General features: G+C 67.7%; 17 protein-coding genes and 1 tRNA gene. 12 read left to right on the top strand and 6 right to left on the bottom strand.

The window, feature by feature from the left end:
* Positions 1-54 precede the first annotated feature (54 nt).
* From F1599_RS02995 to F1599_RS02985, 3 genes are all read left to right on the top strand, one after another.
* Positions 55-4,914: an NAD-glutamate dehydrogenase gene (locus F1599_RS02995; protein ID WP_150082184.1), complete on the top strand. Its 4,860-nt coding sequence runs from the start codon at positions 55-57 to the stop codon at positions 4,912-4,914.
* A 391-nt stretch (positions 4,915-5,305) separates the two neighbouring features.
* On the top strand, positions 5,306-7,150 hold the full coding sequence (locus F1599_RS02990; protein WP_150082183.1) for an FAD-dependent oxidoreductase: 1,845 nt from the start codon (positions 5,306-5,308) through the stop codon (positions 7,148-7,150).
* Positions 7,147-8,136, top strand: coding sequence for an aldo/keto reductase (locus F1599_RS02985; RefSeq protein ID WP_150082182.1), 990 nt, complete (start codon positions 7,147-7,149; stop codon positions 8,134-8,136). Before F1599_RS02990 ends, F1599_RS02985 begins: the two co-directional genes overlap by 4 nt.
* Before the next feature lie 144 nt (positions 8,137-8,280).
* Here the strand turns inward: F1599_RS02985 and F1599_RS02980 are convergent, their stop codons facing one another.
* Entirely contained in the window at positions 8,281-8,559 is a 279-nt protein-coding gene (locus F1599_RS02980) for a hypothetical protein (RefSeq protein ID WP_149319204.1), read from the bottom strand.
* Between the two features lie 113 nt (positions 8,560-8,672).
* On the opposite strand from F1599_RS02980, the gene F1599_RS02975 reads away from it, so the two are divergent.
* The 8 genes from F1599_RS02975 (at position 8,673) to F1599_RS02940 (ending at position 12,682) form a co-directional block, all read left to right on the top strand.
* Positions 8,673-9,053, top strand: coding sequence for a YkvA family protein (locus tag F1599_RS02975; protein WP_187829257.1), 381 nt, complete (start codon positions 8,673-8,675; stop codon positions 9,051-9,053).
* A gap of 141 nt (positions 9,054-9,194) precedes the next feature.
* The gene (locus F1599_RS02970; protein WP_149319205.1) at positions 9,195-9,419 is read left to right on the top strand and encodes a DUF2188 domain-containing protein; all 225 of its coding nucleotides are present in this window, start codon (positions 9,195-9,197) and stop codon (positions 9,417-9,419) included.
* A gap of 34 nt (positions 9,420-9,453) precedes the next feature.
* The gene (locus F1599_RS02965; protein ID WP_187829258.1) at positions 9,454-9,705 is read left to right on the top strand and encodes a DUF2188 domain-containing protein; all 252 of its coding nucleotides are present in this window, start codon (positions 9,454-9,456) and stop codon (positions 9,703-9,705) included.
* A gap of 64 nt (positions 9,706-9,769) precedes the next feature.
* Positions 9,770-10,066, top strand: a complete 297-nt coding sequence (locus F1599_RS02960) for a DUF2188 domain-containing protein (protein ID WP_150082181.1) — start codon at positions 9,770-9,772, stop codon at positions 10,064-10,066.
* A gap of 187 nt (positions 10,067-10,253) precedes the next feature.
* Complete coding sequence (locus F1599_RS02955; protein WP_150082180.1) at positions 10,254-10,817, top strand: sugar O-acetyltransferase; 564 nt, start codon at positions 10,254-10,256, stop codon at positions 10,815-10,817.
* A gap of 34 nt (positions 10,818-10,851) precedes the next feature.
* Entirely contained in the window at positions 10,852-11,403 is a 552-nt protein-coding gene (locus tag F1599_RS02950; protein WP_150082179.1) for a GNAT family N-acetyltransferase, read from the top strand.
* A 58-nt stretch (positions 11,404-11,461) separates the two neighbouring features.
* On the top strand, positions 11,462-11,896 hold the full coding sequence (locus F1599_RS02945) for a DUF930 domain-containing protein (RefSeq protein ID WP_150082178.1): 435 nt from the start codon (positions 11,462-11,464) through the stop codon (positions 11,894-11,896).
* A gap of 552 nt (positions 11,897-12,448) precedes the next feature.
* A complete protein-coding gene (locus F1599_RS02940; RefSeq protein ID WP_149319210.1) occupies positions 12,449-12,682 on the top strand; it encodes a hypothetical protein in 234 nt (77 codons plus the stop codon).
* A gap of 479 nt (positions 12,683-13,161) precedes the next feature.
* On the opposite strand, the gene F1599_RS02935 is transcribed toward F1599_RS02940, so the two are convergent.
* Positions 13,162-13,392: a hypothetical protein gene (locus tag F1599_RS02935; RefSeq protein ID WP_149319211.1), complete on the bottom strand. Its 231-nt coding sequence runs from the start codon at positions 13,390-13,392 to the stop codon at positions 13,162-13,164.
* A gap of 371 nt (positions 13,393-13,763) precedes the next feature.
* Here F1599_RS02935 and F1599_RS02930 point away from each other — a divergent pair, with 371 nt between their 5' ends.
* Complete coding sequence (locus tag F1599_RS02930) at positions 13,764-13,988, top strand: DUF2188 domain-containing protein (RefSeq protein ID WP_149319419.1); 225 nt, start codon at positions 13,764-13,766, stop codon at positions 13,986-13,988.
* An 87-nt stretch (positions 13,989-14,075) separates the two neighbouring features.
* Here the strand turns inward: F1599_RS02930 and F1599_RS02925 are convergent.
* From F1599_RS02925 to pheT, 4 genes are all read right to left on the bottom strand, one after another.
* Positions 14,076-14,152 (bottom strand) — tRNA-Pro (locus F1599_RS02925).
* A 58-nt stretch (positions 14,153-14,210) separates the two neighbouring features.
* A complete protein-coding gene (locus F1599_RS02920; protein WP_150082177.1) occupies positions 14,211-14,654 on the bottom strand; it encodes a MerR family transcriptional regulator in 444 nt (147 codons plus the stop codon).
* 148 nt (positions 14,655-14,802) lie between these two features.
* Complete coding sequence (locus F1599_RS02915) at positions 14,803-15,219, bottom strand: integration host factor subunit alpha (RefSeq protein ID WP_149319226.1); 417 nt, start codon at positions 15,217-15,219, stop codon at positions 14,803-14,805.
* Positions 15,220-15,280: 61 nt separating this feature from the next.
* Positions 15,281-17,728: a phenylalanine--tRNA ligase subunit beta gene (gene pheT / locus F1599_RS02910; protein WP_150082176.1), complete on the bottom strand. Its 2,448-nt coding sequence runs from the start codon at positions 17,726-17,728 to the stop codon at positions 15,281-15,283.
* Positions 17,729-17,772: the final 44 nt, after the last annotated feature.

Raw genomic sequence — 17,772 nt, 5'->3', positions numbered from 1 at the left:
GGTGCAGCGCATCGCGCCGATGCGACCGGCGGCGGCTTTCCCTAAGGAGAGATCATGCAAGCGGACAGCGAAGAACGCGTCGAACAACGACTGGCCGACCTGGTGGAGTTCGCGCGGGCCCGGCTGCCCGAGGCCACCTTCGCCATCGCCGAACCGCTGCTGCGGCACTACTACGACGTGTCCGACGCCGAGGACCTGGCCGAACGCGATATCGCCGACCTCTACGGCGCCGCGATGGCCCACTGGCAGACCGCCCAGCGCTTCGTGCCGGGCCGCGCGCAGGTCCGCGTCTACAACCCCAATCTCGAGCAGCACGGCTGGCATTCCGACCACACCGTGATCGAGATGGTCAACGACGACATGCCCTTCCTGGTCGACTCGGTGACGATGGAGATCAACCGGCATGGCTTGACGCTGCATTCGGCCTTCCATCCGGTGTTCCGCGTCTGGCGCGGGCAGGACGGCGGCATCGCGCGCATCGCGCTCGGCGGCGACAAGGCGCCCGACCCCGAATCGCGGCTCGAATCGTTCATCCACTTCGAGGTCGATCGCTGCAGCGAACCGGCCCAGCTGGAAGCGCTGCGGGCCGGCATCACGCGCATCCTCGGCGATGTGCGCGCGGCGGTCGAGGACTGGCCCAGGATGCTGGACATCGCGCGCGCCAGCATCGCCGACCTGCAGCGGCTGCCCGGCGGCAACGAAGGCGATACGGCCGAAGCCTGCGCGCTGCTGCAGTGGATGGTCGACGACCACTTCTGTTTCCTCGGCCATCGCGACTACCAGCTGGTCGAGCAGGATGGTCGCTTCTGGCTGCGCGGCGTCGCGGGCTCGGGCGCCGGCATCCTGCGCGAGAGCCGGCGCGCGCCGACGGCCGAAGAGCTGACGCCGCTGCCGCCCGCCGCCACCAGCATCATCCAGGGCGAGGCGCCGATCTTCCTGACCAAGGCCAACTCGCGCTCGACCGTGCATCGGCCGGGCTATCTGGACTACATCGGCATCAAGCTGCTCGACGCCGAAGGCAAGCTGTTCGGCGAGCGGCGCTTTCTCGGGCTCTACACCTCGACGACCTACATGGTGTCGACCAGCGAGATCCCGCTGGTGCGCCGCAAGTGCGCCCATATCCTGGCGCGCGCAGGCTTCCTGCAGCGGGGCCATCTGTACAAGTCGCTGGTCACGATCCTCGAGCAGTATCCCCGCGACGAACTGTTCCAGGCCAGCGAGGACGAGCTGTTCGAGATCGCGCTGGGCATCCTGCGGCTGCAGGAGCATCAACGCATCCGGCTGTTCGTGCGGCGCGACCGCTTCGACCGCTTCGTCTCCTGCCTGGTGTTCGTGCCGCGCGACAAGTACAACACCGACCTGCGCCAGCGCATCCAGAAGCTGCTGATGCAGGCGTTCGGCGGCACCAGCTGCGAGTTCACGCCGCAGCTGTCCGAGTCCCCGCTGGCGCGCATTCATCTGACCGTGCGCGGCGAGCCGGGCACGATGCCGGAGGTCGATACGCGCGCGCTGGAGGAACGCATCGTCGCGGCGACACGCCGCTGGCAGGACGACCTCGCGGTGGCGCTGCTCGACAAGGCCGGCGAGGAACAGGGCAACCGGCTGCTGCGCCGCTATGGCGACTCCTTTCCGGCCGGCTATCGCGAGGACTACCCCGCGCGCACCGCGGTGCGCGATATCGAGCTGATGGAACAGGCGCGCCGGCGCGGCGGCCTGTCGATGAACCTGTACCGGCCGATCGAGGCACCGCCGCGCGCGTTCCGCTTCAAGGTCTATCGCGCCGGCGAGCCGATCGCGCTGTCGCACAGCCTGCCGATGCTCGAGCATCTGGGCGTGCGCGTGCATGAGGAGCGCCCCTACCGGATCGAGCCCGACGAGGGCGCGCCGCTGTGGATCCATGACTTCGGCCTCGAACTGGTCGGCGGCGCCGAACTGGACATGGCGCGCGCCAAGGACCTGTTCGAGGACGCCTTCGCGCGCGCCTGGGATGGCGCGATCGAGAACGACGACCTGAACCGGCTGGTGCTGCTGGCCGAGATGCCGGCACGCGAAGTCACGATCCTGCGCGCCTACGCCAAGTATCTGCGGCAGGTCGGTTCGACCTTCAGCGACGCCTATATCGAGCGCGCGCTGACCGGCAATCCGCGCATCGCGGCGCTGCTGGTGGCGCTGTTCGCCGCCCGTTTCGATCCGGCCATCGACCCAGGTTCCGAGCCGGCGCGCGAGGCGCGCTGCGCGCAGTTGCTGGAGGCGATCGGCGCCGCGCTCGACCAGGTGCCCAATCTCGACGAGGACCGCATCCTGCGGCAGTTCCTCGGCGTGATCCAGGCCACCACGCGCACCAATTGCTTCCGCCAGAGCGCCGACGGCACGCCCCGCCCGTGCCTGTCGTTCAAGCTCGATCCGGCCCGCATCGCCGGCCTGCCCGAACCGCGGCCGATGTTCGAGATCTGGGTCTACTCGCCGCGCGTCGAGGGCGTGCATCTGCGCGGCGGCCGCGTCGCGCGCGGCGGACTGCGCTGGTCCGATCGGCGCGAGGACTTCCGCACCGAGGTGCTGGGGCTGATGAAGGCGCAGATGGTCAAGAACACGGTGATCGTGCCGGTCGGCTCCAAGGGCGGCTTCGTCGTCAAGCGCCCGCCCTCGCCCACCGATCGCGATGCGTGGATGGCCGAAGGGGTGGCCTGCTATCAGACCTTCCTGCGCGGCCTGCTCGATGTCACCGACAACCTCGCCGGCGGCGCGGTGGTGCCGCCACCGCAGGTGGTGCGCCACGATGACGACGACCCCTATCTCGTGGTCGCGGCCGACAAGGGCACCGCCAGCTTCTCCGACTATGCCAATGCGATCTCCGGGGAATACGGCTTCTGGCTCGGCGATGCCTTCGCCTCGGGCGGCTCGGTCGGCTACGACCACAAGAAGATGGCGATCACCGCGCGCGGCGCCTGGGAATCGGTCAAGCGGCATTTCCGGGAGCTCGGCACCGACATCCAGTCGACCGACTTCACCGTCGTCGGCATCGGCGACATGTCGGGCGACGTGTTCGGCAACGGCATGTTGCTGTCGCCCCATATCCGGCTGCTGGCCGCGTTCGACCACCGCCATATCTTCCTGGACCCGGACCCGAACCCGGCCGTCAGCCTGGAAGAGCGGCGCCGGCTGTTCGCGCTGCCGCGCTCGAGCTGGGCCGACTACGATGCGGGCAAGATCTCGGCCGGCGGCGGCGTGCATCCGCGCAGCGCCAAGACCATCGCGCTGACGCCGCAGGTGCGCGCCGCGCTCGGCATCGACGCCACCGCGCTGACGCCGGCCGAGCTGATCCAGGCAATCCTGACCGCGCCGGTCGACCTGCTGTACAACGGAGGCATCGGCACCTACGTCAAGGCCACCGACGAGACCCACCAGCAGGTCGGCGACCGCGCCAACGACGCCGTGCGCGTCAATGGCGCGGCCCTGCGCTGCAAGGTCGTCGGCGAAGGCGGCAACCTGGGCTTCACGCAGCTTGGCCGCATCGAATACGCCCGCGCCGGCGGCCGCATCCATACCGATGCGATCGACAATTCGGCCGGCGTCGACTGCTCGGATCACGAGGTCAACATCAAGATCCTGCTCGGGCTGGTGGTCGCCGACGGCGAGATGACCGACAAGCAGCGCAACAAGCTGCTGGCCGAGATGACCGACGAAGTCGCGGCGCTGGTGCTGCACGACAACTACTACCAGACCCAGGCGCTGTCGATCGCCAACCGCCGCGCCGCCGAACTGCTCGATATCGAGGCCCGGCTGATGCGCGCGCTCGAGCGCGCGGGCCGGCTCAATCGCGCGCTCGAATTCCTGCCGCCCGACGAGGAGATCGTCGAGCGCAAGGCCGCCGGGCTCGGGCTGACCTCGCCCGAGCGCGCGGTGCTGCTTGCGTACAGCAAGATGTGGCTGTACGACGCGCTGCTCGCCTCCGACGTGCCGGAAGACCCGACGGTGGCCGGCCTGCTGTCCGACTACTTCCCGCAGCCGCTGCGCGTGCGCTACGCCGACACGATGCAGCGGCACCCGCTGCGGCGCGAGATCCTTGCCACCTATCTGACCAACACGCTGGTCAACCGCGTCGGCCCGACCTTCGTGCATCGGATGATGGAGGAGACCGACGCGCGGCCTGCCGATATCGTGCGCGCCTGCCTGACCGCCCGCGATGTGTTCGGGCTGACGGGGCTGTGGCAGGCCATCGATGCGCTCGACAACCGCGTCGCCGACGAGGTGCAGGCCGGCATGTTCGCCGGCCTCGCGCGCTTGCTCGAAGGCGCGACGCTATGGCTGCTGCGGCGCCGCCCGACCAACGGTGCGCCGGCGGGCACGCGTCCCGACTACGCCGCCGCCGCGGTCTGGCTGACGCCGCGGCTGCCGACGCTGCTGGCCGAGCACGAGGCCGCCGCGCTGACCCAGCGGCGCGAGGCGCTGACCGCGCTCGGCATCGACGACGCGCTGGCCCTGCAGGTCGCCGCCGGCGATATCGCGGTCGCCGCGCTCGATATCGCCGAGGTGGCCTCGGGCTGCGAGCGCAGCCTGGCGCAGGTCGCCGACGTGTATTTCGCGCTGGACCGGCATCTGAGCTTCGGCTGGCTGCGCGAACGCGCACAGGCGCTGCCCGCGGATACGCACTGGGATCTGCTGGCCCGCACCACCATGCTCGACGATCTGGACCGCCTCAAGCGCGCGCTGACCGTCAGCGTGCTGCAGCAGGCCGGCCCCAGCGCGCGCGAGGAAGGCGCCGACGGCCTGATCGAGCGCTGGCGCCAGGCCCGTCATGGCCCGCTGGAACGCTTCGGCCGCATGCTGGCGGACCAACGCGCCGCCGGTGCCACCGGGCTGTCGATGCTGTCGGTGGCCACGCGCGAGATCGGCATGCTCGAGCACGCGGCCTGAGGCGTCGGGCAGCGGCAGCGCCTGCAACGAGGGAATCGCACGCGGCGTCGCGCAGGCCATCGCGAATAAGATCGCAAAGACGATTACGCGGGCTTTTGCGCAGGGTATCGCGAAGACAATCGCCAAAACATTTGCGCACAAAGTCGCCGAGACAATCGCCAAGACAATCGCGAAGGCCATCGCATGCCCTTCGCACAGGCCCTCGCGCACGCACTACGCTGGCACGCGCTCTTGCGCAGCGCAACACTGCGTGTGGCAACGTACGGACGCTGGCCACCCCGGCCCATAGATTGTGCGTGTCGAACCGGCCCATGCCTCTCGCGCCCCACCCGAGCGCGCGGCAGGCCGTGCCGCGTCATCCCGCGATCGCCAGGCTGCCGGAGAACCTCCCATGGTACTGCGTCCCCCCTCGCACCAAGCGAGCTTGCGTACGACCGTCTGCGTGGTCGGCTCAGGGCCTGCCGGCATCACCTGCGCGATGGAGCTCGCGCGCCGCGGCATCGCCGTGATGCTGGTCGAAAGCGGCGGCGAAACCTTCCAGGACGAAGCGCAGGCGATGTGCGACGCCGAGCTCGCCGATGCGCGCCGCCACGCGACGATGCAGGATGCCGTGCGGCGCGCGTTCGGCGGTACGTCGTGGCTGTGGGGCGGGCGCTGCATCCCCTTCGATCCGATCGACTTCGAGCCGCGCGACTACGCGCCCGGCACCGCCTGGCCGATCCGCTACGAAGAACTGTCGCCGTACTATGCGCGCGCCTGCGAGTACACCAACTGCGGCCAACCCGCCTTCACGCTCGATCGCCTCGCCGCCGAATCGGCGAGCCGGCCCATCACCGCGCGCTTCCAGCCTGGCGACGTGATCGCCTCCGATCTGGAGCGCTGGAGCGGCGAACCCAACTTCGCGCGCCGCTATCGCGACTGGTTCGAGCGCGAGCCCAGCGTGCAGCTGCTGCTCGGCGCCACCTGTGTCGATATCGAACCCAGCGGGGACCGCGAGCATGTCGCCAGCATCGTGGTGGCCCGCGGCGCCGCACGCACGCGCATCGTAGCCGACCATTTCGTGCTGGCCTGCGGCGGGCTGGAAGCGACACGCCTGCTGCTGAACGTCAATGCGCGGCACGGCGATCGCCTCGGCAATCGCAGCGGCCTGCTGGGCCGGCACTACATGGGCCACATCTCCGGCAAGATCGCCAGCGTGCGGTTCGATTCGGAGGCGGCGCGCACCATCTACCATTTCGAGCGCGATGCGCAGGGCTTCTATGCGCGGCGGCGCTTCACCGTGCCGGCCCGCGTGCAGCGCGAGCAGCAGTTGCTGAATACCGCGATGTGGCTGGACAACCATCCCCCCGCGGACCCCGCGCACGGCAACGGCATCCTGTCGTTCGCATACCTGGCGCTGTGCACGCCGGTGATCAGCCGCTATCTGGCGCCGCCGGCGATCGCCAAGCTGGTCGCCAACGCCAGCGCGCGCAAGGACCGCGGCGCCCATGTCCGCAACGTCTGCAAGGACCTCGCCAAGATCGCGACCTTCGTGCCGCCCTTCGTCTATCGGCGCTACTTCGCGCGGCCGCGGCTGCCCGGCTTCTTCCTGCCGAGCCCGAACAATGTCTATGCGCTGCACTACCATGCCGAGCAGTTGCCCTCGCGCGAGAGCCGCGTGACGCTGGCCGAGACCGCCGACTGCCACGGCATGCGGCGGCTGCGGATCGATCTGCGCTATCAGCACGCGGACGCCGATTCGGTGGTGCGCTGCCATGCGTTGCTGGACCGGCATCTGCGCAAGACCGGTGCCGGCCGGCTCGAATACTGGATGCCGGAGGCCGAGCGCGTCGACGCGGTGCTGGCGCAGGCCGCCGACGGCTTCCACCAGATCGGCACCGCGCGCATGGCGGCGCACTGGCGCGACGGCGTGGTGGACCCCCGCTGCCGCGTGTTCGGCACCGACAATCTGTACGTCGCCAGCAGCGCGGTATTTCCGTCGTCCGGACAGGCCAATCCGACGCTGACCATCGTCGCGCTGTCGGCGCGTATCGCCGACGACATCGCGGCACAGCTCGCCAGACCGAACGCGAGCGATGCGGCAAGCGATACCGCAAACGATACCGAGAACCGAAACGACGCCCGCATGCCTAACGACATGCCGACCGACGCGACGCCCGTGGCGGATCGGAATCCCCCGTCCGTCGAACCGATCGACGAGCCCGTTGCCGTAGCGACCGCAGGAGCGCCAAGGTGAGTGAGCATTCCCAGGAATTGTCGGGCCGATTGGGTTTCGGTTGTGCTCCCATGCTGGGCCGGGTGGGCAGGAAGGAATCGCTGCGGGCGCTGGCGGTCGCGTATGACAACGGCATCCGTCATTTCGACGTCGCGCGGTCCTACGGTTTTGGGGAAGCCGAGGCGCTGCTCGGCGAGTTCCTCGCCGGCAAGCGCCAGCACGTCACCGTCACCAGCAAGTTCGGCGTGGTGCCGCCGCGCAATACGCGCGCGCTGAGCCTGGCCAAGAGCCTGGCGCGCGGCTGGATCAAGCGCATGCCCGGGGGCCGCCGCATGGTCCATGCCGCCTCGCGTGCCGCGCTGTCGCAGCGCAACTATGAGGTCGGCTATGCGCGCGCGTGCCTGGAGCAATCGCTGCGCCAGTTGCGCAGCGAGCGCATCGATTACTACCTGGTTCACGAACCGCTTTCGCCGGAGGTGCTGACCGACGAGCTGCAGCGCTTCCTGGACGAGGCCCAGCGCGACGGCAAGATCGGCCAGTGGGGCGTGACCATCGATTCGCCGGAGATCAGTGCCACACCGATGGCGCAGCAGGCGCCGGCGTGGCTGTTCGAGGCCAATCTGAACGTGCTCGACCGGCTGCATGCCGGCATGGGCGCCGGGCGGCAGCGTTTCCTGTCGCGGCCCTATGGCGGCGGGCCCGACAGCCTGGCGGCCAGCGCCGCCAGCCGGCCGGTGCGGGACGCCGTCAGCAAGCTCGGGCTGGAGGAACTGACCGAACAGGAGCTGGCGATGCATTTCGCGCTGAGCCTCGCCGGCGAGCACGGCATCGTCATCACCTCGATGTTTTCCGAGCAGCATATCCGCGAGAACCTGTCGCTGCTGGACCGGTATCGCGCGCTGGGCGAGCGCGGGCCCGCGCTGGCGCCCACCATTCTGGGCGGCGGTTCGCCGCGCCCTTGCCGCAACGGGCCCTGCACCGATATGCCGGAACACGAGCCGGCATGAGAGGGTGAATTTGCGCTTCGGCTGCGCTTGGGGTCGCTTTGGGGGCGCTTGAGCGGCGGCGCTTGGAAGTGCGCCGAGGTTGCGCCGAGGTTGCGCTGAAGTTGCGCCCGGGTTGCGCTCAGGGTCCGCAGCTCGTGACGCCTGTCACGATGCCGGCGCGAATGGATCCGTTGGCGCGGCGGGGTTGTCGGACAGATCGAATTCGTCGCGTACCTTGTCGACCACGGCGCGAATCGCGCGCTCATGGCCGCGCACATGGCCGAAGCCCTGCATATCCCAATTGCGCCCGCGCGCATCGCGCGGATGCGGTTGCGGCACGGGCACCCGCACCTTCAATCCCTCGTCGACGATCTCGTCCAGTCGCTGGATACGCCGGCTCACTTCGTCCTGCAGCGCACGTGCGGGCCGTTCGCGCTTGGCCATGATGTTCTCTCCCGTGACCTCGATCGGGCCATGCTAGCATGCGCGCTGCCGCGCCAACGTGCGCTATCCGCTCCAGCCCCCTTCTTTCTCCCGCCATCCCCGCCATCCCCGTCATGCTCGAGACCTTGCGCGCGTGGGCCGGACGACTGCGGCGCGACGTGCTGACGCTGTGGTTCGCCTGCCGCCATCCCGCGACGCCCTGGCTGACCCGCGGCCTGTGCGCGTTGATCGTCGCCTATGCGTTCAGCCCCATCGATCTGATTCCCGACTTCGTGCCGGTGCTCGGCTACCTCGACGAGATCGTCCTGCTGCCCGCGCTGATCTGGTGCGCGCTGCGCACGCTGCCTGCGCCCCTGGCCGACTCCTGCCGCGAGCAGGCCCGCCGGTGGCTCGACGAGCGGCGCGGCAGGCCCCGCAGCTACTGGGGCGCCGCGATGGTGGTGGCCCTGTGGCTGGGGGCGGCGCTGCTTGCATGGCGGTGGTGGCACGGCTGAAGCCCCGCTGTGCCACGCGCCGCCTCCGCGGCCTTTGGCGCGCGCGCCATCCCGCGTCCGCTTACTGTCGGACAGCCACCGATACCACGCGCCCCGCCCCCGCTCTAGAAAGGAAGAAAGTTCCGATCAAGAGGTGCCACCATGGCAGGACGCAATATCCATGTGACGCCGCATGGCAGCGGCTGGAATGTCAGCCGCGAAGGCGAACCCGTCGCCAGCTCGCATCACGAGACCCAGGAAGAAGCCATCGAGGTCGCCACCGACGCCGCGCGGCGCGACCGTGTCGAATTGCTGGTGCATGGGCGCGACGGGCAGATCCGCATGCGCAACAGCTTCGGCCACGATCCGGCGGCGTCCAAGGGATGACGTAGGACGAACTCGCATACTGAGCGGCATCCCGATGCACTACGATGCAAGTTCCCTCCGCTCTCGACCGAAGACCATGCCTCGCAACTTCGTATTGAAAGCCACCCATACCGGATGGGAATTGACCGTCGAAGGCCAGGCGCAATCGATCCTGCGCTACGACGGCCGCGATGACGCCCTGCAGCTCGCCATGGCCGCCGCCCGGCGGCGCGGCGTGGGCCTGCTGGTCCAGGAGGCCGACGGCGAAATCCGCCGCCTGACCGAACAGGAAAGCCTGGCGGCTTGACCCCCGGCAGCGCGGTGGCCAGGGCCGCCATGCCCCCGCCCGCTGCCGGCAATGGAACACGACCATGAACCGTACCGTCCACGTGCTGCCCGCCGACCGCGGCTGGGCGGTGACCGTCGAAGACACCGACGGCGCCACCTCGCACTACCCTTCGCAGGAAGAAGCCATCGCGGCCGGACGCGAAAAGGCCAGCAAGGACCAGGTCGAACTGGTCATTCACGGGCCGGATGGACAGGTCCAGCAGCGCACGCGCTATGACGGCGGCGATGGCCGTGGCCATGAGGGCGATGCGGGCGATGCGGGCGATGCGGGCGATGCGGGCGATGGTGGTGCCGACGGCGGTGGCGATGGCGGCGACTGACGGGCGGGCGTGCAGGCCGCAGGCGAACCTGCCTGATCGAATGCCACTCGGCCAAGTTCGCAACAACGTCCTGCTATGATCGGCCGCGCGACAACGACCCTCAGCCTACCCATGTCGAGTACCGGCACCGATAACACCGAGCACCAATCACACCGAGCACATCGACCATCGCAGCCAGAAGGAAAGAATGCTTGCCGGCGATCTCTATATCGCCGAAGACCCGGAATTGCAGGCCGCATCGCGCCGCGCGTATCGCCTGTCGCGCGAATACGAGACGCGCTATGCCGTCGACCTCGACAGCGCCCAACAGGTCCTGCATGAAATGCTCGGCGCCGTCGGTCCGGACGTCAATATCAAGCCACCGCTTTACGTCGACTACGGCAAGTACATTACGGTCGGCGCGCGTACCTTCGCCAATTACGGATTGATGGCACTGGACGTCGCGCCGATCACGATCGGCGAAGACGTGCAGATCGGGCCCAATGTGCAATTGCTGACGCCGACACACCCGGTGGATCCGGAATTGCGCCGGCAGAAATACGAAGCCGCCAAACCCATCGTGATCGGTAACAACGTCTGGCTCGGCGGCGGCGCGATCGTGCTGGCGGGCGTCACGATCGGCGAGAACAGCGTGATCGGCGCGGGTGCGGTGGTCACGCGCGATATTCCGCCGAATGTGGTCGCGGCAGGCAATCCGGCGCGCGTGATCCGCGAGATCGCGCAGCCGCCGAACGACGGCGCCGAGGCATGATGCCGTCGAACACTACTCACAGCATGCGCCAGCAATGACGCCGCTGATCCGGGCTGCGACCGGCGGCGACGCGTCATCGCTGCCGGACATCGAACGCTCCGCCGCCGAGCTGTTCAGGACCGTGCCGGCATTGGCATGGATCGCCGACGACGACGTCCTGCCGCCGGAAGTCCACCTTCGCTTCATTGCGGCGGGCACTGAATGGGTCGCGGAGGACGACACCGGCAAAGTGCGCGGCTTTATCAGCGCCGAGCGGTTCGGGCAAGCGCTGCATATCTGGGAACTCGCCGTTCATCGCGATTGCCAAGGCCAGGGCTACGGCCGCGCGCTCGTTTCGCAGGCCATTGCGCATGCACGTCGGCAACGGCTGGCGGCCGTCACGCTGACCACATTTCGCGACCTCCCGTGGAACGGGCCGTTCTACGGCCGGCTGGGATTCGACGCGATCGAAGGCGATGCCCTCGATGAACGGCTCACCGCCGTGCTCGAGCACGAACGCGAACTTGGCTTGCCGGTGCATCTGCGCTGCGCGATGCGGCTCACGCTGGATGCGACTGACGCTGGATGCGTGCCACACCGGCAATGATGCCGCCCCGCCGGCATCGCCGTAGAATCGCCGATATTCGAAACCGATGGGACTTCGTATGGCACGCTCGAACCGACTGCATCGCGCCCTGCTGGCCGCCCTCGTCGCGACGGCCGCTTACCCCGCCGCCGCCCAGGACAGCAGCCCATTGACGGACTCGCAACGACAGGCGCTCGACCGCGCCATCGGCACCTTGCGCACGCCCGCGGACCGCAATGTCGCCAGTCAATGGAGCGACGCCAGGAAAGTCGCCGAAGTCATGTGCCGCCCGCTGGCCCTGCAGGAACTGAAGCGCACCGATGCCAAGGTCGATCGCGTTTTCCTCGGCGACGACACGCCGCAAAGCCTGAGCTTGAAAGGCAATACCGTACTCGAAGGAAACGGCCAGGCACGCGGCCGCAGCGGTTGGCGCAATTTCACCTTCACCTGCCTGCTCGACGCGCAAACGGCGCGGGCCACGGCGTTCGAGGCGACGTTCGAGGGGCGGAAATAATGCTGCGGGTCCGGCGCCGCCGTGTTCGCAACGCGGCCTGTGGAAGCGAACAATAAAAAAGCCCGACGCCATGAAGGCATCGGGCAAATGCAACCGACCAGGAAATAGGCTCGGATGGGACACGGCGACCGGCGCATTGCCGCTGATTGGGGGCAGCGGCGCTGTTGCCGGCCTACGCACCTCGTCCTCGCCTCGCGATACCTTAGTAGCGGCGCGTCACACCTCACACTGAAAACGGGCTCGGTTCTGTAGACAAGCGTCGGCACTGGCAGAAGCGCAAAGCCATGAAGGCTCCATCATCGCGAAAAGGACGCGCTCAGGCCCCGCGGCGCAGCTCTTCCTTGTTGGCCCGCTGTGCTGCCATTCGTCTACCAGGGCCGCAATCCGAATTGGCTCAGAGAGCCCGAACGCGTATCGGTGCGCCCGGCGAGCGCGCCCGCTCTCCGAAGCCGAGGGCTCAGCATTCGAATGTGAAAGAAGGAAACTCGAATCCGACAGAAGCTCCTCCGACTGATGGCGTAATGGCTGCCCGGCCCTTTCCAAGGAGGAGATATGCCGTTCTGCAACGACACCCGCTATTTCACGCAAGAGGAAGACCCCGCCTACGAGCTCGTCCTCGCGCCCGGCGCGCAAGCCCCGTACTCGGGCATCTACCGATGTGAGGGCTGCGGTTCCAGCGCCATCTCAACCCGCGAACATCCCTTGCCGCCGCAGAACCACCATGTTCATGGGGCACTGCAGGGACACATTCGCTGGCGGCTGATCGCGAGAACGACGCACCCGTAACCCCGATGCCCGCTTTGGGTTGACCGTCAGGCCGGTACCGAGAACGCCCGATGAATTTCATCGGGCGTTTTGTCTTGGCGCCACGCCGAGGCGGCGTTGCGGGATGGCGGGCCCCAGGCACCGCCTTCCTCGGATGGCGCACGCCCAATGAAAAAAGCCCGATACCAATGAAGGTATCGGGCAAATGCAACCGACTAGGAAATAGGCTCGGGCGGGACGCGGCGACCGGCGCATTGCCGCTGATGGGGGCAGCGGCATTGTTGCCGGCCTACGCATCCCGCCCTTGCCTGCCGATACATTAGTTCGAGGCGGGCACCTCTCATACTGAAAACGGGCGCGGTTCTGTAGACAACGGACGAGCGCATCGCAAGCGCGAAGCCATGATCGTCCGATCCTCGCGAAGGCCTCCCGCGCCTACACAACAAAAAGCCCGCGTGGCTGCGACCACGCGGGCTTTCTTGCACTGCCTCGCCGCGCTTCTACTCGTCTTCCAGCGCCGCAATCAAGGCATCCGCGTACTGAACGGCCCGCTTCGCGGCAGCCTCGACTTCCATTTCTCCCGACATGCTGGTGACCAGTCCCTGCATTGCCATCGCGGCGAAATGCACGCGCTGACTTGTCGACGAGGCAGCGTAGTACGACATGTCGTCGAGACGTTCGACGATCTCTCTCAGATGCTTGACCAGCTCTTGCGAATGGCTTTCGTCCATACGTTCCTCCCTTCAGGGGTTGGGGAGCTGTCATGGTGCCAAGCCGATCGCGAACAAAGAAGCGGGCGGTGACGGGAATCGTCGATACTGGGGCGGAAATCGAAGGTTTGCAGTGCACGTCTTCGGGTCTGCTCCATCCATGAGGCGTGGCAGTGGCACGCCGACGCCTCCGAAGCGGTGCGCAACGACCTCGGCGGAGGACGAGCTGCAACCCTCCGACGGCCATGGACGATGACGAGCGGCGATCAATAAGCCAACAGTCGATGGCCACCTTGCCATTCGCCCGCTCGCTTCCCCGTGTCGGACGTGGCCCGATACCGGTCCCCGATGCCCTCGCGTACAACTCGAACAACATCCCAAAGGAGGCAACCATGGCAGGAAATGTCCACGTCGTGCCGGAAGCCGACGGCAAATGGGCGGTCCGGATTGAAGGCACTGACGGCACCGGCCCGACTTACGAAACCCAGCAGGAAGCCATTGCATCCGGCACCGAAGCAGCACAGCAGGCAAAGGTCGAGCTGATCATCCACGGCCGCGACGGCCAGATCCGCGAGCGAAACAGCTTCGGCAACGATCCGCGCGACATCAAGGGGTAGACATGGTCGGGACGCGGCAGGCTTGAAGGGGCTACCCCGCCAAAAGGCAAAAGCCCGCGTAATCTTCCGATTACGCGGGCTTCAATTTGGTCGGGGCGAGAGGATTTGAACCTCCGACCACCTGCACCCCATGCAGGTACGCTACCAGGCTGCGCTACGCCCCGAAAGCACAAGAGTATATCAGAAGCCCCACCGAAATGAACAGGCGGTGGAGCGCATTTTTTAGTCCTTGGCGGCGATCTGCTTCAGTTGCGCGAGCACGTGCTGGACCTCGATCAGTTCGCCGCGCAAGGCGGGAACATCCACCGTCAATACGGACGCCGCAGGTGCGATTCCCGTGCCTGCCGAGGGCAGCGGCGCGGCTTCTTCCGGCATGGCCGGTTCGGCGTGATGGCGCCCTTCGTCGAGCCGGTTGCGCGCGCCGTTGATGGTGAAGCCCTGCTCGTACAGCAGCTCGCGGATGCGGCGGATCAGCAGCACCTCGTGGTGCTGGTAGTAGCGCCGGTTGCCGCGCCGCTTGACGGGCTTGAGTTGCGTGAATTCCTGTTCCCAATAGCGCAGCACGTGCGGCTTGACGGCGCACAGTTCGCTCACTTCACCGATGGTGAAATAGCGCTTGGCGGGAATGGGCGGCAACGTGATGCGCTCGCTCGATTTATCCGACATGCAGTGGACGGACGGGTTTCAGGCCGGGCCGGCGGTGGTTGGAGGGGAATGGCGCCGATTCGGCGCGCAGCAGCAGCATACAGACTGGCCGCGGCAGCGGCAATGGACCGCGCGGGTATCGCTATCGACGGTCGGTCAGTCTGGTCGATCAGTCGCTGGGCGCCAGGCCGGCGCGTTCCTCCACCAGGCTCTTGAGCTTCTGGCTGGCGTGGAAGGTCACCACGCGGCGGGCGGTGATCGGAATGATTTCGCCGGTCTTCGGATTGCGGCCGGGGCGTTGCGGCTTGTCGCGCAACTGGAAGTTGCCGAAGCCGGACAGCTTGACGCTGTCGCCCTGCTCCAACGCTTCGCGGATCACGTCGAAGAAGGCTTCGACCATGTCCTTCGATTCACGCTTGTTGAGACCGACCTGATCGAACAGCATCTCGGCGAGCTCGGCCTTGGTCAGGGTCGGGACCTCGGTGACGCGCGGTTCCGGCGTTTCGTCCGCCTGCGTAGCCGCGTGCCGGTCGCCAGCTTCGCCCAATGCTGCTGCGGTCATCAGAGTCGCGTGTTGGTCGTTCATCTCGTCAGTCTGCCGCCCGGATGCGGGTGCCCGGGCGGCCCATTCAGGGTTCGGGCTGTGGCTAGCCGCGCAGCCGGGCGCCGAAGGCGGCGGTGGCGGCTTCGACCATGCAGCGCACGGCGCTGTCGACGGTCTCGTCCTGGAGGGTCGCCCCAGTATCTTGCAAGGTCAAGCGGAAGGCAAGGCTTTTCTCGTCCGCGCCGATGGCCGCCGAAGCGGCCTTCGGGCGGAATTCGTCGAACAGCACCAGGCTCTGCAGATAGCGGCCGAAGCCCTGCTTGTCGAGCGCGGCGCGCATCGCATCGGTCAGGTCCTGCACGCGCAACGTCTGCTTGACCACCAGCGCCAGGTCGCGCACGGCGGCCGGGAATTTCGAGATCTCGGTGTAGCCCGGCAGACCGATGTCGCGCACGGCATCCAGGTCCAGTTCGAACAGCACCGGCGCGTTGCTCAGCTCATAGGCCTGCAGCCACTGCGGATGCAATTCGCCGATGACGCCGATCGGCTTGCCCTCGAGCAGCACGGTGGCGGCGCGGCCCGGATGCAGCGCGGGATGCGAGACCGGCTCGAAGCGCGCCTGGCGCGGATGCAGCAGCGCCTCGACATCGCCCTTGATGTCGAAGAAGTCCACCGGTCGCGTCGGCACGCCCCACTGCTCCTCGAAGGCGGGGCCACAGGCGATGCCAGCCACGCGCATCGGCTGATCGTAGCCGGCCACGGTCAGGCCGCCATCGCCGGTGCCGGCATTGCGCAGGAACACGCGGCCGACCTCGAACAGGCGCACACGCGCGGCCTTGCGATTGAGGTTGTAGCGGACCTTGTCGAGCAGCCCGCCGATCAGCGTCGAGCGCATCACGGCCAGCTGGCTGGCGATCGGATTCAGCAGGCGGATCGGATTGTCGTTGGCGGCGAAATCGCGCTCCCACTTCTCCTCGACGAAGGCGAAGTTGATCACCTCCTGATAGTCGCGGGCGGCAACGGCATGGCGGACTGCATGGGTCGAACGGCGCGCCTCGCCGGTCGGACGCATCTCGCTCTCGGCCACCGGCGGCCGCGCCGGAATGCGCTCGAAGCCGTAGATGCGGGCGACTTCCTCGATCAGGTCCTCTTCGATTTCCAGATCGAAGCGATAGCTCGGCGGCGTGACCTCGAACACGGTGCCTTCGGCGCCCTCGCCCTGCGTGAACGGCAGGCCCAGGCGCTGGAACACGTCGGCGATCTCGGCGGGGTTCAGCGCGATGCCGAGCACGCGCTCGGCGCGCACGACGCGCAGCCGCACCGGCGGACGCTGCGGCAGGTTGACCGCCTGATCGTCGACGGGGCCGGCCTGGCCGCCGCAGATCTGCAGGATCAGCGCGGTAATACGCTCGATATGCTCGACCGTGGTCGCATAGTCGACGCCGCGCTCGAAGCGATGCGCGGCATCGGTCGAGAAGTTGTAGCGGCGCGCGCGGCCCTGGATCGCCTGCGGCCACCAGAAGGCGGCCTCCAGATAGATATTGGTGGTGTCCAGCGTCACGGCGGTGCTGTCGCCACCCATGATGCCGGCCAGGCTCTCGATTTCCTTGTCGTCGGCGATCACGCCGACGGTCTCGTCGACCTCGACGGTATTGCCGTTCAGCAGCTTCAGCTGCTCGCCCTTGCGGCCCCAGCGCACGTCGAGCCCGCCGTGAATCTTGTCCAGATCGAACACGTGCGAGGGACGGCCCAGCTCGAGCATCACGTAGTTCGAGATGTCGACCAGCGCCGAGATGCTGCGCTGGCCGGCGCGCTCGAGCCGCTGCACCATCCACGCCGGCGTCGCGGCACGGGCATTGACGCCGCGGATCACGCGGCCGCTGAATCGGCCGCACAGATCGGGCGCGGAAATCTTGACCGGCAGGCGGTCGTCGATCGTGACCGCCACCGGCTCCATCGCCGGCAGCGTCAGCGGCGCGCCGGTCAGCGCCGCGACTTCGCGCGCGACGCCGTGGATCGACAGGCAGTCGGCCTTGTTCGGCGTCAGCTTGATCACGAAGACCTGGTCGTCGAGGTCCAGGTAGCGGCGGATGTTCTCGCCGACCGGCGCGTCCTCGGGCAGGATCAGCAGCCCTTCATGGTCCTCGGACAGCTTCAGCTCGCGCGCCGAGCACAGCATGCCGTAGCTCTCGACGCCACGCAGCTTGCCGACCTTGATCTCGAACGGCTTGCCGCCCGCTTCGGTCGGCGGCAGCACCGCGCCCACCAGCGCGCACGGCACCAGGATGCCCGGCTTGACGTTGGGCGCGCCGCAGACGATCTGCAGCGTCTCGCCGGTGCCGGCATCGACCTGGCAGACGTTGAGGCGATCAGCGTTCGGATGGCGCTCGGTGGCCAGCACGCGGGCGACCACGATCTTGTCGAACGGCGGCGCGACCGGCCCGACCTCCTCGACTTCCAGCCCGGCCATTGTCAGGCGGTGCGAAAGCGCGTCGGTGGTCAGATTGTCGGGATTGACGAAGGTACGAAGCCAGGATTCCGAGAATTGCATGGCGCTACTGATCCGGTGGGTATGCTGTGGGCGGCGGCATGGCG

The organism is Cupriavidus cauae, assembly GCF_008632125.1.
Taxonomy (GTDB): domain Bacteria; phylum Pseudomonadota; class Gammaproteobacteria; order Burkholderiales; family Burkholderiaceae; genus Cupriavidus; species Cupriavidus cauae.
This window is presented reverse-complemented; position numbering and strand designations above follow the sequence as displayed.